The 15,392-nt window shown below is 61.3% G+C and carries 16 protein-coding genes; 11 read left to right on the top strand and 5 right to left on the bottom strand.

From position 1 onward, the window contains the following. Window positions 1-5 precede the first annotated feature (5 nt). Together G6N74_RS06315 and G6N74_RS06320 are read right to left on the bottom strand one after the other, a co-directional pair. Window positions 6-896, bottom strand: coding sequence for an alpha/beta fold hydrolase (locus G6N74_RS06315; RefSeq protein WP_165115443.1), 891 nt, complete (start codon window positions 894-896; stop codon window positions 6-8). 113 nt (window positions 897-1,009) lie between these two features. Then, window positions 1,010-3,043, bottom strand: coding sequence for a lytic transglycosylase domain-containing protein (locus G6N74_RS06320; RefSeq protein WP_165115445.1), 2,034 nt, complete (start codon window positions 3,041-3,043; stop codon window positions 1,010-1,012). 246 nt (window positions 3,044-3,289) lie between these two features. Between G6N74_RS06320 and dapA the strand changes: the two genes are divergently transcribed. The 3 genes from dapA (at window position 3,290) to G6N74_RS06335 (ending at window position 5,288) form a co-directional block, all read left to right on the top strand. Beyond that, a complete protein-coding gene (gene dapA / locus G6N74_RS06325) occupies window positions 3,290-4,171 on the top strand; it encodes a 4-hydroxy-tetrahydrodipicolinate synthase (RefSeq protein ID WP_165115447.1) in 882 nt (293 codons plus the stop codon). Window positions 4,172-4,287: 116 nt separating this feature from the next. Continuing rightward, a complete protein-coding gene (smpB, locus tag G6N74_RS06330) occupies window positions 4,288-4,764 on the top strand; it encodes an SsrA-binding protein SmpB (RefSeq protein ID WP_091913982.1) in 477 nt (158 codons plus the stop codon). Window positions 4,765-4,931: 167 nt separating this feature from the next. Beyond that, window positions 4,932-5,288, top strand: coding sequence for a hypothetical protein (locus tag G6N74_RS06335; RefSeq protein WP_165115449.1), 357 nt, complete (start codon window positions 4,932-4,934; stop codon window positions 5,286-5,288). Window positions 5,289-5,350: 62 nt separating this feature from the next. Here G6N74_RS06335 and G6N74_RS06340 read toward each other — a convergent pair whose 3' ends face one another. Next, window positions 5,351-6,004: a uracil-DNA glycosylase gene (locus G6N74_RS06340; RefSeq protein WP_165115451.1), complete on the bottom strand. Its 654-nt coding sequence runs from the start codon at window positions 6,002-6,004 to the stop codon at window positions 5,351-5,353. Next, on the bottom strand, window positions 6,004-6,591 hold the full coding sequence (locus G6N74_RS06345; RefSeq protein WP_119818996.1) for a LabA-like NYN domain-containing protein: 588 nt from the start codon (window positions 6,589-6,591) through the stop codon (window positions 6,004-6,006). Before G6N74_RS06345 ends, G6N74_RS06340 begins: the two co-directional genes overlap by 1 nt. A 317-nt stretch (window positions 6,592-6,908) precedes the next feature. On the opposite strand from G6N74_RS06345, the gene rpoZ reads away from it, so the two are divergent. The 8 genes from rpoZ to recO all read left to right on the top strand — a co-directional run bounded on the left by rpoZ (window position 6,909) and on the right by recO (window position 13,923). Beyond that, window positions 6,909-7,310 (top strand): DNA-directed RNA polymerase subunit omega, encoded by a 402-nt coding sequence (gene rpoZ / locus G6N74_RS06350; RefSeq protein ID WP_165115453.1) that lies wholly within the window; start codon window positions 6,909-6,911, stop codon window positions 7,308-7,310. Window positions 7,311-7,420: 110 nt separating this feature from the next. Next, window positions 7,421-9,646, top strand: coding sequence for a RelA/SpoT family protein (locus G6N74_RS06355; protein ID WP_165115455.1), 2,226 nt, complete (start codon window positions 7,421-7,423; stop codon window positions 9,644-9,646). A 22-nt stretch (window positions 9,647-9,668) separates the two neighbouring features. After that, entirely contained in the window at window positions 9,669-10,247 is a 579-nt protein-coding gene (pyrE, locus tag G6N74_RS06360; RefSeq protein WP_165115457.1) for an orotate phosphoribosyltransferase, read from the top strand. Between the two features lie 13 nt (window positions 10,248-10,260). Further along, entirely contained in the window at window positions 10,261-10,662 is a 402-nt protein-coding gene (acpS, locus tag G6N74_RS06365) for a holo-ACP synthase (RefSeq protein WP_165115459.1), read from the top strand. Window positions 10,663-10,764: 102 nt separating this feature from the next. Further along, entirely contained in the window at window positions 10,765-11,514 is a 750-nt protein-coding gene (lepB, locus tag G6N74_RS06370) for a signal peptidase I (RefSeq protein ID WP_165115461.1), read from the top strand. 1 nt (window position 11,515) lies between these two features. Continuing rightward, window positions 11,516-12,238 carry a ribonuclease III gene (rnc, locus tag G6N74_RS06375; protein WP_165115463.1) on the top strand — a complete coding sequence of 241 codons (723 nt, stop codon included), beginning with the start codon at window positions 11,516-11,518 and terminating at the stop codon, window positions 12,236-12,238. Beyond that, window positions 12,235-13,143 (top strand): GTPase Era, encoded by a 909-nt coding sequence (era, locus tag G6N74_RS06380; RefSeq protein WP_091913998.1) that lies wholly within the window; start codon window positions 12,235-12,237, stop codon window positions 13,141-13,143. The genes rnc and era overlap by 4 nt, the downstream gene beginning before the upstream one ends. Before the next feature lie 18 nt (window positions 13,144-13,161). After that, complete coding sequence (gene recO / locus G6N74_RS06385) at window positions 13,162-13,923, top strand: DNA repair protein RecO (protein ID WP_165115465.1); 762 nt, start codon at window positions 13,162-13,164, stop codon at window positions 13,921-13,923. A gap of 2 nt (window positions 13,924-13,925) precedes the next feature. Here the strand turns inward: recO and G6N74_RS06390 are convergent, their stop codons facing one another. Continuing rightward, entirely contained in the window at window positions 13,926-15,164 is a 1,239-nt protein-coding gene (locus G6N74_RS06390) for an MFS transporter (protein ID WP_165115466.1), read from the bottom strand. Between the last annotated feature and the right edge of the window lie 228 nt (window positions 15,165-15,392).

Consider the following 15,392-nt stretch of genomic DNA (forward strand, 5'->3'; position numbering starts at 1 on the left):
GCGCATTAAGCGCCGTGGTCTGCTTTCTCCAAAAACGTAGCGATCTGCCTGGGCAGTTTGCCGGTCTCCAGCAGCGGTGCGTGGCCCTGGCCTTCGACGGTAATGGTTTTGATCGCAGGATGACGCGCAGCCATTTCCTTGAGCGTCTCTGCTGATAGAAGTTTTGAGTTCTCGCCGCGGATGGCGAGCATCGGCACGCTCTTCAGACCCTCGAATTGCGGCCAGAGAACCGGAAGCGGCACGCTGAGATCCATGCCGGTGACGGTCTTCAGCAATGCTGGGTCGAAATCCGCGACTGGTGCAGCGCCATTGATGCGATAGAGCGCGCCGACAAAGCGTTCCCAATCCGTGTCGGTCAGCGCCGAAAAGGCCTGGCCATGCGTTGCGCGCTGGATGGCAATCGCATCAGCGAGGCTTTTCGGCTTCGGCGCGCGTTCGAGATAGGCGCGTATGTGCGCAAGGCCGGCACCTTCAAGGACCGGGCCGATATCGTTGAGAACGACCGCTTTCAAAACCGTCGGCCGCATCGCGGCTAATACATGGATGATCAACCCGCCGCGGGACGTGCCAATGAAGGCACCGTGTTCGATGCCGAGTGCAACAAGTCCGGCAAGGATGTCGCCAGCCTCGACGGCGACGTTGTAGTTCTGCCAGTCCTTGTCATAAGCCGACTCACCGCGACCGCGGTAATCGAACGCTACAACTTTGCGTCGTGTTTTTGCCTTGCGTGAGAAAAACAGCGCCAGTTCATGGAAATCACGGGCGTTGCGCGTCAGGCCGGGAAGGCAGATCACCGGCGTCGATCCGGTGATGTCTTCGCCATAGATTCGAGCATGAAGCCGAAGCCCATCCGGCGCGGAATAGAAGAAGTCAGAAAAATCGGGAGAGGAATTCAATTGGCACCTGTCGGAAACACGCAGCGTGAGGGCCGCGCCGGCAGGATTACCCGCCACGAGGCATGATGCAAGCCGTGCGCGGCGGGCAACTCTCAATCTACGCTTGTGCGAAGTCAGTCGCGTCCGTTCACCAGATCCGCGACAATGTCGAATTTGCCCGAGAGGCGCATCTTGTAGACCTGATAATTCTCCATCACGCGCTGGACGTAGCTGCGCGTTTCGGAGAAGGGGATGCGCTCGATCCAGTCGACGACGGTGTCCACATCCTTGCCGCGCGGATCGCCGTAGCGGGTAATCCAATCTTGAGCGCGGCGCGGGCCGGCATTGTAGCCGGCGAAGGTCAGCACATAAGAGCCGTTGAAGCGGCCAAGCTGTTCGCCAAGGAATGCCGCGCCTAGTGCTGCGTTGTAACCGGCGTCCGTGGTCAGGCGCGCCTGCGAATAGGGCAGGCCGTTCTTTCTCGCCAAATCCTTGGCCGTGCCGGGCATCAATTGCAGCAGGCCGAGCGCGCCCACCCTTGAAACCGCCGCGACATTGAACTCGCTTTCCTGCCGGGCAATGGCATAGGCAAGCGCCTTGCCCGAGCCGGAAATATTTGCATTCGCCGGTATCACGCCGATCGGATGCGACAGCGCACCGATTTCGATGCCGCGTGCGGCGGCGATCTTGCCGACCTTCAGCGCGAGGAAATGGTTATCGCGCTTTTCCGCCATGACCGCGAGCAGCGCCAGTTCACCCGGGCTGGTCAACTGACCGGCCAGATCGCGGTAGAGTGTGTCGGCTAGGCTTGCATAGCCGGCGTCTTCCAGCCGCTTGATGGCATTGACGGCTTCGCGCTGGGCAAAATCGCGCCGGTCGGCTGCGGTCGGCGAAGGATAGGCAATTTTGATTGCGCTTTGTCCGATGCGTTCGGCTGCAAGCTGACCGTAGAAGGTGGTGCCGTAGCCCGCCGCACGTTCGAAATAGGCTTTCGAGCTTCCTGGCCCGCCGGCTTCGGCAGCGCGGCCGAGCCAGTAATAGGCGCGCGACTTCGAAATCGATCCCTCAGCGAGCTCCGCGATGCGGGTAAAATGCTTTGCCGCCGTCTTGGCATCGTTCAGGCCGCGCAGGGCATACCAGCCGGCGTGGAACTCGGCATCGGCGGCATTGGTCGGGCTTTCCGCCGCATGCGCTGCGACGATGCGATAGGCGGTCTTCATGTCGCCCTTGTCGACGAGTTCGCGCGACAGAGACCGCCGTTCTATCCACCAGGCGTCCGGATCGACGAGCGAAGCCCTGTCGGTGGGTGCCTTGAGCATCACGGCGGCGGCCTGCGCAAAATTTTCGCCGCGCCGCAGATATCGCGCCTGCGCAAACATGTAGCCGGCGGAGCGTTGCGCCGCAGGTACCGCGTCGAGCAGCTTTTGTGCGCCCTTGTCGCCCTTGATCACCGCGCTCCAGGCGTCGGTCAGCGCCTGCGCGCCGGCAAAACCCGCCACGCGCTTGGCCGAATTGACGCGTTCGGCGTAAAGCATGCGCTCCATGCGGAAGCGATGGTCCGCCGCCGGGATGAGGCTGCCGAATTCGTTGATGATTGAGACTTCATCCTTGGCTTCGAGCTTCTCGACCCGCCAGAAAGGCGACAGGACCGAGCGAGCGGCATCGCGGTTTCCCAGTGCTACATAGGCTCGCGAAAGCAGAATGACGCCTTCGAGCGTTTGCGGCTGCGAGCCGCCAAAGGCGCGCACGACCGTTTGCGGGGCGGGGTTCTCGCGAAACAGCGCTTTTTCGCTGTTGCGGCGCAGGGCGGCCATGCCGGGCCAGCCAGGCAGCGCTTGTGCCGCCGCGGCAATATCGCCGCTCGGCACGAGATCGCCGCCGCGAAGTGCGATGGCCCAGGCGAGGATGTGCCGGTCGAGTGAGTTTTCCGCAAGGCTGTCGCGCACGGCGCGTGCACGGCCGACCTCCTGTGCCGACAGCGCATCAAGCCCACTCTTCAGGTTGGCGATGCTTCCCGCCGGCATGGAGCCGGCGTTCACGAAATTTCCCGGCTGCGCGGGAATCGCTGCGGTGGTCTGCGCGTCGACGCTCGCGCCGATCGCGAGAGCGGGCGTCAATGCGAAAATCGCGCCGATCAGCGCGAAACGGTGTTGCCTGTTGCCTGGCATGCTCTTTTTCTATTCCCTGTCCATACAGGATACAAATGGGGTCGGGTTACAAAAAGCCTAGTCGCCGGTGGTGAAGGGCGGGTTAACGAAAGGTTATCGCAGCTCCTTGATTTGTCCGCTTTCTGCTTTGCTCGATCCTTGCCGCAAGCTGATGTCAAGACTATGGTGCCCGGCCTTGCTTTCGGTTAGAAAGCCGGCGTCAATCACACTATTGCGGAACCGGGTGGTTCCAGGGAGTAGAATGAAATGCTGAGAGGCTCGCTTACCGCGCTCGTTACACCGTTCGAAAAGAGCGGGCGTTTCGACGAGAAAGCCTTTCGTGCATTCGTCGAATGGCAGATAGCCGAAGGCACGACCGGCCTCGTTCCGGTCGGCACCACGGGCGAGTCGCCCACACTTTCCCATGACGAGCATCGCCTGGTCGTGAAGGCCTGCGTCGAAGTCGCAAAGGGCAGGGTGCCGGTGGTTGCCGGTGCTGGTTCGAACAACACGGCGGAAGCCGTCGGACTGGTCGAGCACGCCGAGAAGGTTGGTGCGGATGCCGTTCTGGTGGTCACGCCCTATTACAACAGGCCGACCCAGCGCGGTCTCTATGCGCATTTCGCGGCGGTCGCCAAGTCGACCAGCCTGCCGATCATCATCTACAACATCCCACCGCGCTCGGTGATCGACATGACGCCGGAGACGATGGGACGGCTGGCCCACGACTTCAAGAACATCGTCGGCGTCAAGGATGCCACCGGCAAGGTCGAGCGGGTTTCCGAACAGCGCATCACCTGCGGAAAGGATTTCATCCAGCTTTCGGGCGAGGATGCTTCCGCCCTCGGCTTCAACGCGCATGGCGGTGTCGGCGCGATTTCGGTGACGTCCAATGTCGCGCCGCGGCTTTGCGCCGAATTCCAGGAAGCGACGCTCAATGGCGACAAGGAGCGTGCGATCGAGCTTCAGGACAGGCTGATGCCGCTGCATAAGGCGATCTTCCTTGAGCCCGGTGTTTCTGGCGCGAAATACGCGCTGTCGCGGCTGGGCAAGATGGAAAACGTGCTGCGTTCGCCGCTGATGACCGTCGAAGACTCGACCGCCGAAAAGATCGAAGCAGCCATGAAGCACGCCGGATTGCTCAACTAAGCCATTAGAGCTCTTGCGGAATTTGGTTCGCAGGGCCATTTGAGTGCGTCCTTCGCGGCTTCCCTTCGACAAGCTCAGGGTCGCCTCGAAGAACCACCAGATAGCTATGTGATGCCATGAACCAGAAGAAATCCGACCCCAACAACAAGATCGCCGCGGAAAACCGCAAGGCGCGGTTTTCCTATGAGGTCCTCGACACCGTCGAGGCCGGCATCGTGCTGACTGGAACCGAGGTCAAGTCACTGCGGCAGGGGCATGCCAATATTCAGGAATCCTACGCCTCGGTGGAGGGTGGCGAGTTCTGGCTGATCAATTCCTATCTGCCTGAATATCTGCAGGGCAATCGCTTCAACCATGAGCCGCGCCGTCGCCGCAAGCTTCTGCTCAACAAGCGCGAAATGGCGCGCATGAGCCAGAGCGTCGATCGCGAAGGCATGACCATGGTGCCGTTGAAGATCTATTTCAACGACCAGGGCCGCGCCAAACTCCTGCTGGCGATCGCCCGCGGCAAAAAACTGCACGACAAGCGCGAGACCGAAAAACAGCGCGACTGGAACCGCGAGAAGGGACGCCTGCTCAAGGAGCGGGGGTGAGGGCGCTGCTCGCGTAGTGGCAAAGGCCGACGGTGCTTTCCAAACGATAAGAAGGTATTTTTCGAGTCGCAGTTTTTGCAACCGAAGCGAGAAATTCCATTCAAAGATAGGCTCACACTGGTTGACGACCTTGGCTCCTTCCGCTTGTTTGGTGGTGGGGGTGCATCATGAGATTCTTTCTGGTTTTTGCTTTCTTGTTGACGAGTTCGGTTCCTTCCTTCGCAGAGGAATCCATAGGGGCGTTTTCAAAACGATTGTCCCGGCATGTCGACATGATCCGTCACAACCCGTCGGTACAACAGGCAGCGCAACGTTTCGATCCGAGACGCCTGAGTGTTGCTTTCAGGCTTGCTCCGGATGGATCGATCAAAGACGTTCGCGTTGTGAGGACGACGGTTTCAAAGCCGCTCAGCGCGGCGATCGGGCGCGCTTTTTATGATCTTCCGCCCATAAGCAACCCGCATCATTTGGCGGCGTCCCGACCTTTCGGCGTTGAAATCATGTTGGGCGGAGCGAGATATTAAGATCTGGCCGTCCGGTCGCGTGACAGTGACGGTCGCCGGAAAGGGCTGGCGGCCGCATGAATCTACTTGGCCAAAAACTCCGCTACCTCACTGAAAACACTCACGAACATCTCGGTCGTCAGCCGTCCTGTATTGGTGTTGTAGCGTGAGCAGTGGTAACTCGAAAACACGGTGACGCCGCCGATTTCCTGCCGCCCGCCATGTCTGAAGGGATGCGCGGCGACGCGTCCACCGAGCGCGCGCACGGTGGATTGATGGGCAATGGTGCCCAAGGTCAGCACCGCCTGAAGATTCTTGAAACGTCCAATCGTCGGCTTCAGGAACGTCCGGCAGGTGTTGATCTCGGCGCCGACCGGTTTGTTTTCGGGTGGCACGCATCTGACTGCGTTGGTGATCGCGGTCTGGATCAGTTCGAGGCTGTCATCGGGCCTCGCCTCAAAACGCCCGCGCGCCAGCCCGAAACGGATCAGCGTCTCGTACAACAGGTCGCCGGCATAGTCGCCAGTGAAGGGGCGGCCGGTGCGGTTTGCGCCGCGCAGGCCGGGCGCCAGCCCGACGATCAGGAAGCGCACGGCGTCTTCGCCCTCGGGCGGCAGGAATGTCGGCACCGGCGCGTTGAACCAGCTCGGCTCGCGCTCCCGCCACAAGGCAATAAAATCATGAAGGCGCGGACAGAGCGAGCAGTCGCGCGACGGTTCGACAGCTGTTGTCTGCATCAATAATCGTCGTCGTCAGTGTCGGTTTCGGCGGGTTCCGGACGGCGAACCGGTCTTTCGGACGGGTCACGGCCGATCTCGTTCTTCAGCGTCATCAGGTCGATGAAATGGTCGGCCTGCCGGCGCAGATCGTCGGAGATCATCGGCGGCTGCGACGCCATGGTGGAGACCACGCTGACTTTTCGTCCACGCCGCTGCAGCGCTTCCACGAGCGTGCGGAAATCGCCGTCGCCGGAAAAAATCACATAGTGGTCGACGACATCGGAAAGCTCCAGTGCATCGACGGTCAGTTCGATATCCATGTTGCCCTTGATCTTGCGGCGGCCGGTCGAGTCGGTGAACTCCTTGGCCGGCTTGGTCACGACCTTGAAGCCGTTATAGTCGAGCCAGTCGATCAGCGGGCGGATCGAGGAATATTCCTGATCCTCCACCAGCGCGGTGTAATAGTAGGCGCGCAGCAGATAGCCGCGTTTCTGAAAACTCGAAAGCAGCTTGCGATAGTCGATATCGAAGCCGAGCGAGCGTGATGTCGCATAAAGATTGGCGCCGTCTATGAAGAGCGCAATTTTTTCACGGGGATCAAACATGTGAAATATCCTTTGGAAAAATAGGCAATCTCATAAAATACGCGGATGATGCCCGCTGGGTTGCGTTGGAAAATCACTTCACAAGCCATTACTTCAGAAAATATCGCTCGACTGCGGCCATTCCAAGGGGCCGGGACGTTATCGCAAGAAAATGTGATATTATCTTTGGGACAAAAGAATGGTGGACAGTGCGTGCTATCGCGGTCTTACTGGTTCGGCTACTCTCTCGACACAGGCTTCGCCCTTGTATTTCGTGGGCTTTCAGGTTAATGAGCGCGCCTGTTTTCCATCACATCCACGTATGAAAGGGGCAATCCATGGCCCGCGTAACCGTTGAAGACTGCATCGACAAGGTCGACAACCGCTTCGAACTGGTGCTCCTGGCCGGTCATCGCGCCCGTCAGATATCGCAGGGTGCGGCGATCACCATCAACCGCGACAACGACAAGAACCCGGTCGTGGCGCTGCGCGAGATCGCTGATGAGACCCTGTCGCCCGACGACCTGAAGGAAGATCTGATCCACTCGCTGCAGAAGCATGTCGAGGTCGATGAGCCGGAATCGGACGGTCAGGAATTGATCGACCAGGCCGACGCCACCGCGGCCACCGCCGAGGAAGATCGCGAAGAAGACAACGTCACTTTCGACCGCATGACCGAAGAAGATCTGCTGGCCGGCATCGAAGGTCTCGTCGCCCCGGAAAAAAGCGACGATTACTGACCCTTAGAGGTACTGTCGGCACTTTCGCGCCGGCCGTTTCGTGGCTATCTATCATGCGCCGTATCGACCGATGCGGCGCATGATTTTTATCGATTTGTGAGATTTGGCCCATGATGCGTCAATATGAGCTTGTCGAGCGCGTTCAGCGCTACAAGCCCGACGTGAACGAGGCGCTTCTCAACAAGGCATATGTCTACGCCATGCAGAAGCATGGTCATCAGAAGCGGGCTTCCGGCGATCCTTATTTCTCACATCCGCTTGAGGTCGCCGCGATCCTGACCGACATGCATATGGACGAGGCGACGATCGCGGTTGCGCTCCTGCATGACACGATCGAGGACACGACCGCCACCCGCCAGGAAATCGACGAACTCTTCGGGCCCGACCTCGGTAAGCTTGTCGAGGGTCTGACCAAACTCAAGAAGCTCGATCTCGTCTCGAAAAAGGCCGAGCAGGCCGAGAATCTGCGCAAGCTGCTGCTGGCGATCTCGGAGGATGTCCGCGTCCTTCTGGTCAAGCTCGCCGACCGGCTGCACAACATGCGCACGCTGGACCATATGCGCGACGACAAGCGCCTGCGCATCGCCGAAGAGACGATGGAGATCTATGCGCCGCTGGCCGGTCGCATGGGCATGCAGGGCATGCGCGAAGAGCTTGAGGAACTGGCGTTCCGCTATATCAACCCGGAAGCCTACCGCACGGTTACGGCGCGCCTGGCCGACATTTCCGAGCGCAATCGCGGCGTCATTGTCGAGATCGAGAATTCCTTGTCGGGGCTTTTCGAGAAATACGCCCTGAACGCGACGGTCAAGAGCCGCCAGAAGAAGCCATGGTCGGTCTTCCGCAAGATGGAAGCCAAGGCTCTTTCCTTCGAGCAGCTTTCCGACATTTTCGGCTTCCGCGTGGTCGTGGAGAGCGTCGAGGATTGCTACCGCGCGCTCGGCGCGATCCACACGACGTGGTCGATGGTGCCGGGCCGCTTCAAGGATTATATCTCGACGCCGAAGCAGAACGACTACCGCTCGATCCACACCACGATCGTCGGTCCGTCGCGCCAGCGCATCGAATTGCAGATCCGCACGCGAGAGATGAACAAGATCGCCGAGTATGGCGTGGCCGTGCATGCGCTCTACAAGGACACCGGCGGCAAGGTGAACGCCAGCCACACCATCTCGAAGGAAACCAACGCCTACGCCTGGCTGCGGCGCACCATCGAGCAGCTTTCCGAGGGCGACAATCCCGAGGATTTCCTGGAAAACACCAAGCTGGAGCTGTTCCAGGACCAGGTGTTCTGCTTCACGCCGAAGGGCATGCTGATCGCGCTGCCGCGCGGTGCGACGCCCATCGATTTCGCCTATGCCGTGCACACCGATGTCGGCGACACTTGCGTCGGCGCCAAGGTCAATGGCCGCATCATGCCGCTGATGACCGAATTGAAGAATGGCGACGAGGTCGAGATCATCCGCTCCAAGGCGCAGGTGCCGCCGGCGGCGTGGGAATCGGTTGTCGTCACAGGCAAGGCGCGCGCAGCCATCCGCCGCGCGACCAAGAACGCCATCCGCAAGCAATATTCCGGCCTTGGCGTTCGCATTCTCGAGCGCGCCTTCGAGCGCTCGGGAAAGACCTTTTCCAAGGACAGCCTGAAGTCGGTGCTGCACAGGCTTGCCCGCAAGGATATCGAGGATGTGCTGTCCTCCGTCGGCCGCGGCGAGTTGTCTTCGACGGACGTGATGAAGGCCGTCTATCCCGATTTCAAGGAAGAGCGCGTCACGCTGCCGCCGAAGCCGCGCGAAGAGGGCTGGTCGAAAATCCGCAACGCGGCTGGCATGCTGTTCCAGATTCCGGGCCGGGCCTCGCGCAAGGAGAGGCAGGCAGCCAAGGAAAGCGGCGCTGTTCCCATTCGCGGCGTGCGCGGCGACCTGCCGGTGCGTTTTGCGCCGGAAGGGGCAGTGCCCGGCGATCGCATCATCGGCATCGTGCAGCCCGGTTCCGGCATCACCATCTATCCGATCCAGTCGCCGTCGCTTACAGCGTTCGACGATCAGCCCGAGCGCTGGATCGACGTGCGCTGGGATATCGACGAGGCGACGAAGGAACGCTTTCCGGCGCGCATCTCGGTCGTGGCGATCAACGCACCGGGATCGCTTGCCGAGATCGCGCAGGTGATTGCCGAAAACGATGCCAACATCCATACGCTTTCCATGGTGCGCACTGCGCCAGACTTCACCGAGATGCTGATCGACCTGGAAGTCTGGGATCTGAAGCATCTCAACCGGCTGATCTCTCAGCTCAAGGAAAACTCGAGCGTCAGCGATGCGCGGCGCGTCAATGGCTGATTATTCTAAAGACGGGAACGGCATGAATACGAACCAGGTACTGGACATTTTTCGCGAAGCCGGCGCAGTGCTGGAAGGCCACTTCATCCTGACCTCCGGCCTGCGCAGTCCGGTTTTCCTGCAGAAGGCGCGCGTCTTCATGCATGCCGACAAGACAGAGCGGCTGTGCCGGGCTCTGGCTGCAAAAATCCGCGCCGAGGTGCCGGGAAAGATCGACTATGTCGTCGGCCCGGCGATCGGCGGCATCATTCCGGCCTATGAGACATCGCGCCATCTCGGCGTGCCGGCGGTCTGGGTCGAGCGCGAAAACGGCGTCTTCCGCCTGCGCCGTTTCGAACTGGAGAAGGGCGCACGCGTCGTCATCGTGGAAGACATCGTCACCACCGGCCTGTCGATCCGCGAGACCATCGACTGCCTGCGCGCGCTGGGCGCCGAGGTTGTCGCTGCCGCCTGCATCGTCGATCGCTCTGCGGGCAAGACGGATGTCGGCGTGCCGCTGGTCGCGCTCGCCGAATATGAGGTTCCGGCCTATCCGGTCGACCAGCTTCCGCCAGAACTTGCGGCCATTCCGGCGACCAAGCCCGGAAGCCGGAACATTTGAGGACAGTCGTTCGATGATCATCGGCATCGGCAGTGACCTGATCGACATCCGGCGCATCGAAAAATCGCTGGAGCGCTACGGCGAGCGCTTCACGGCCCGCATCTTCACCGAGGTCGAGCAGGAAAAGTCCGATCGCCGCAAGCAGCGCGCCGCATCCTATGCCAAGCGCTTCGCCGCCAAGGAGGCCTGCTCCAAGGCGCTGGGCACCGGCATTTCGCATAGCGTTTTCTGGCGCGACATGGGCGTGGTCAACCTGCCGGGCGGCAAGCCGACCATGCATCTGACTGGTGGAGCCGCAGCAAGACTGGCCGAGATGCTGCCGGCGGGCCATCGCGCGGCGATTCATCTGACGATCACCGATGATTTTCCGCTCGCGCAAGCGTTTGTGATCATAGAAGCCTTGCCTGCCGAATAACCGCCATTTTCATGGCGCTCGTGGCGTTTTTTCGATCAGGGCAAAGATTGCCCCGCGCGCGTCGAGCCCTTATACCAACCCGACGCAGAAACTGAGGACGACATGAGCGTGGCTGATAAATCCGAGAAGAAATCCGGCGGGCTTAGCGAGACCGTCAGCGTCATCGTTCAGGCGCTGCTGCTTGCGCTGGTCATCCGCACGTTTCTGTTTCAGCCTTTTTCGATTCCCTCAGGTTCGATGCGGCCGACACTTCTGGAAGGCGACTATCTGTTCGTGACCAAATGGTCATACGGTTTCTCGCGCTATTCGCTACCCTTCGGGCCGGACCTGTTTTCGGGCCGCATCTGGGGCAGCGATCCCGCACGCGGCGATGTCGTGGTCTTCAAGTTCCCGCCGAACCCATCATTGGATTACATCAAGCGCGTGATCGGCCTGCCGGGTGACAAGGTCCAGATGAAGGACGGCCAGCTCTTCATCAACGGCACGGCCGTGCCGCGCGAGAAGGTCGGCGAGATCGACAATCCCGACATCACCGAGGTCAACCGCCCGGTCGACGTCTATCGCGAGACGCTGCCGAACGGCGTTTCCTATGACACGCTCGACCTGACGCCGAATTCCATCGGCGACAACACCCGCGAATTCGTCGTGCCGGAAGGCCACTTCTTCATGATGGGCGACAACCGCGACAACTCGACCGACAGCCGATTCAATGTCGGCTACGTGCCGGCCGAAAATCTCGTCGGCAAAGCCAACATCATCTTCTTCTCGATAGCCGATGGCGCAAGCCCGCTCGAAATCTGGAAGTGGCCGTCCGAGATGCGCGCCTCGCGCCTGTTCAACTTCGTTCGATAGGATGGCGTTCAAACGGCTGACCGGAAAAGACATTGCCGAGGCGTTGAAGGAACGCACCGGCCATGTGTTCCGCGACCATGAGCGGCTTCAGCGTGCGCTGACGCATGCAAGCGCGCGCGGCGCCAGGGCCGGCACGGACTATGAGCGCTTCGAGTTTCTCGGCGACCGCGTTCTCGGCCTGATCATTGCCGACATGCTGTTCCATGCCTTTCCCAACGCTGCCGAAGGGGAACTCTCCGTGCGGCTCAACGCATTGGTCAACGCCGAGGCGCTGGCCGAAATCGCCGACGAGATCGGCCTGCCGGACCTGATCCGCGCCGGCAGCGAGGTCAAGACGCTGGCCGGGCGCAAGCGCGTGAACATCCGCGCCGACGCGCTGGAATCGCTGATCGCCGCGCTTTATCTCGACGGCGGCATGGAAGCGGCAAAACGCTTCGTCCTGCGCTATTGGGAGCCGCGCTCCAAGGTTACCGGTGCGGCCCGCCGCGACCCGAAGACCGAATTGCAGGAATGGGCACATCAGGCTGCAAGTGCTACACCTGCCTATCAGATCGAAAGCCGCGAAGGCCCCGACCACGATCCGCTGTTCACGGTGAGCGTGCGTGTCGGTGATTTCGAACCGGCGACCGCCACAGGCCGCTCCAAGCGCGAGGCCGAGCAGGCCGCCGCAGCGGCAATCCTCCAGCGCGAAGGCGTCTGGGGCCAGGAAGGAAACGAACAGTGAGCGAAGACGCGCCCGCAACCCACTCCGGCTTTGTCGCCCTTATCGGCGCTCCGAATGCCGGCAAGTCGACGCTGGTCAACCAGCTCGTCGGCGCCAAAGTGTCGATCGTCACCCACAAGGTACAGACGACGCGCGCCATCGTGCGCGGCATCGCCACCCACAACAATGCGCAGATCGTCTTCATTGACACGCCCGGCATCTTCAAGCCGCGCCGCCGGCTCGACAAGGCCATGGTCACGACTGCCTGGGGCGGGGCCAAGGATGCCGACATGGTCATGGTGCTGATCGACGCCGAGCGCGGCATCAAGGGCGATGCCGACGCGATGCTGACCAATCTCGAAGGCGTTCGCCAGCCGAAAATCCTGATCCTGAACAAGCTCGACCGGGTCAAGCCGGAAAGCCTGCTGGCGCTTGCCGCCACCTGCAACGAGCGGGTCAAGTTCGAACGCACTTTCATGGTCTCGGCGCTGACCGGGGCAGGGTGCCAGGCGATCCTCGATCATCTCGCCGAAGCCTTGCCGGCCGGCCCATGGTACTATCCGGAAGACCAGATTTCGGACCTGCCGATGCGCCAGCTTGCAGCCGAGATCACCCGCGAAAAGCTCTATCTGCGCCTGCATCAGGAATTGCCCTATTCGTCCCATGTCGAGACCGAAAAGTGGGAAGAAAAGCCCGATGGCTCGGTGCGCATCGAACAGGTCATCTATGTCGAGCGCGACAGCCAGAAGAAGATCGTGCTTGGCCACAAAGGCGAGACGATCCGTTCCATCGGCCAGTCCTCCCGCAAGGATATCGGCGATATCCTCGAGCAGAAGGTGCATCTCTTCCTGTTCGTGAAGGTGCGCGAGAACTGGGGCGATGACCCCGAACGCTACCGCGAAATGGGTCTTGAATTCCCGCACTGAGCGGCCGAAGCTCCAGCCATGGAATGGCGCGACGAGGGCATAATCCTTGGAACCCGCAAGCATGGCGAAACCAGCGTCATACTTGAGGTGATGACGCGCGCCCATGGGCGCCATCTCGGCATGGTGCGCGGCGGGCGCTCGCGCAAGGCCCAGCCGCTGCTTCAGGCGGGCAACCGCGTCGATCTCATCTGGCGCGCGCGGCTCGACGAGCATCTCGGCATGTTCCAGGCCGAGGCGCTGGAACTCAACGCCGCGCGCCTGTTCGAAAGCGCCTGCGCCGTCTACGGCTTGCAGACGCTGGCCGCCCATCTGCGGCTCTTGCCCGAGCGCGACCCGCATGGCGGGCTTTACGAGATGCTGGGGCTGCTGATCGAGCATCTGGACGACGCCACCGCTGCCGGCGAGCTTGTCGTGCGGTTCGAGCTGATGGTGCTGGAGGAGCTTGGCTTCGGCCTCGATCTCACCCAATGCGCGGCCACCGGCCGGCGCGACGATCTTACTTACGTCTCGCCGAAGTCCGGCCGCGCCGTGTCGCGCGAGGCGGGTCTGCCGTGGCACGACAAGATGCTGGCGCTGCCGGCCTTCCTTCTGCGCGGTTCCAGCCCACAGGTTGATATCACGACGATCGAACAGGCCTTCCGCCTGACGGACTTCTTTTTCGCCCGCCATGTCTACGAGCCGCGCGGAATGCAGGCTCCCGACGCGCGCGCCGGCTTCCTCAATGCACTGAGGAAACGCAACGCCGCTGCGCAAGACGTTCCGGGCGATACGGCGGCCTGAGATTACTCAGCCGGCACCAGTGTGGGCCGGTCGACCGGGCGTTCCTTGATCGGCCAATGCACCGCAGCCGCAAACAGGCCGAGCGCCACGCCCAGCCACCACACTGGATCGTAGGAGCCGAATTGGTCGTAGAGATAGCCGCCCAGCCAGACGCCGAGGAACGAGCCGATCTGGTGGGACAGGAAGACAACGCCGCCGAGCATTCCGAGATGGCGGGTGCCGAACATGATGGCGACCAGCGAATTGGTTGGCGGGACGGTCGATAACCACAGCAGCCCCATGACGATGGCGAAGATCACAACGCTGGTCGGTGTCTGTGGCAGCAGCAGGAAGGCGGCGACAGCGATGGAGCGGCCGATATAGATCCAGGCCAGGAAGATCGGCTTGGAGTATTTCTGGCCGATGACGCCGGAGGCCAGCGAGCCGATGATGTTGAAGAAGCCGATCAGTGCCAGCCCGATGACCGCGTAGCGCGCGTCGATGCCGATATCGGCAATGTAAGCGGGGAAATGCGCGGTGATGAAAGCGACCTGGAAGCCGCAGACGAAGAAGCCGGAAACCAGGAGCACGTAGCTGCGGTGGCCAAGCGCTTCACGCAATGCCGCGCCGACCGACTGGTGATCGATGGCGGCGGCGGAGTTCGGGTTGTGCGAACTGCCGACCAGCGGGATCGCCAGAACCGGGATGATGAGCATCATCATGCTCATATAGACCAGTGTATCAGACCAGCCATAGGCGGTGATCAGGCCCTGGCTGAGCGGTGCAAAGAGGAACATGCCGGCTGACCCGGCAGCGGTGCCGATGCCGAAGACGATGGAGCGGCGTTCAGGCGGGGTGTGGCGCGCGAAGGCGGCAAGCACGATGCTGAAGGAACCGGCGGCCACGCCTAGCCCGACCAGTATGCCGCCGCCGATATGCAGCATGCCGACCGAGGTAGCCGTCGCCATCATGTAGAGGCCGGCGGCATAGATGAGGCCGCCGAGCGCCAGCACGCGCCAGGTGCCGTAGCGGTCGGCGATGGCTCCGAAGAAAGGCAGGCCGAGGCCCCAGAACAGGTTCTGCAGCGCCATGGCGAGGCCGAAGGTGGTGCGATCCCAACCTTTTTCCGCAAGCATCGGCAGCTGGAAGAAACCCATCGCCGAGCGCGGGCCGAAGGTGAGGGCGGCAATCAGGCAGCCGCATATGATGATCAGCCACGGAACGGTTGCCCGCGCGCTGGTATTTGCCGTTGCAGCCGTCATTGCCGTGTCTCCCGAGTCATTTTCCGTTTTTATCGGATCGACAGGTTTTCGCAAAATGAATTGGTCGCATCGAAGGTTCAGCGATGCTGATGGATCGGCGGGAATAAAGGCGCGGTTCCGAACGTTCTTATAGGACTGAAGCAATTGTACGAACGGTTCGGTTCCGCCTTGTCGGGCTCGCTGAACAGGAGTTCAATCGGACTGGAACGAAGGCAATACCGGCCGCAT

The sequence above is a fragment of the Mesorhizobium zhangyense genome (genome assembly GCF_011045115.1).
Taxonomy (GTDB): Bacteria; Pseudomonadota; Alphaproteobacteria; order Rhizobiales; family Rhizobiaceae; genus Mesorhizobium_M; species Mesorhizobium_M zhangyense.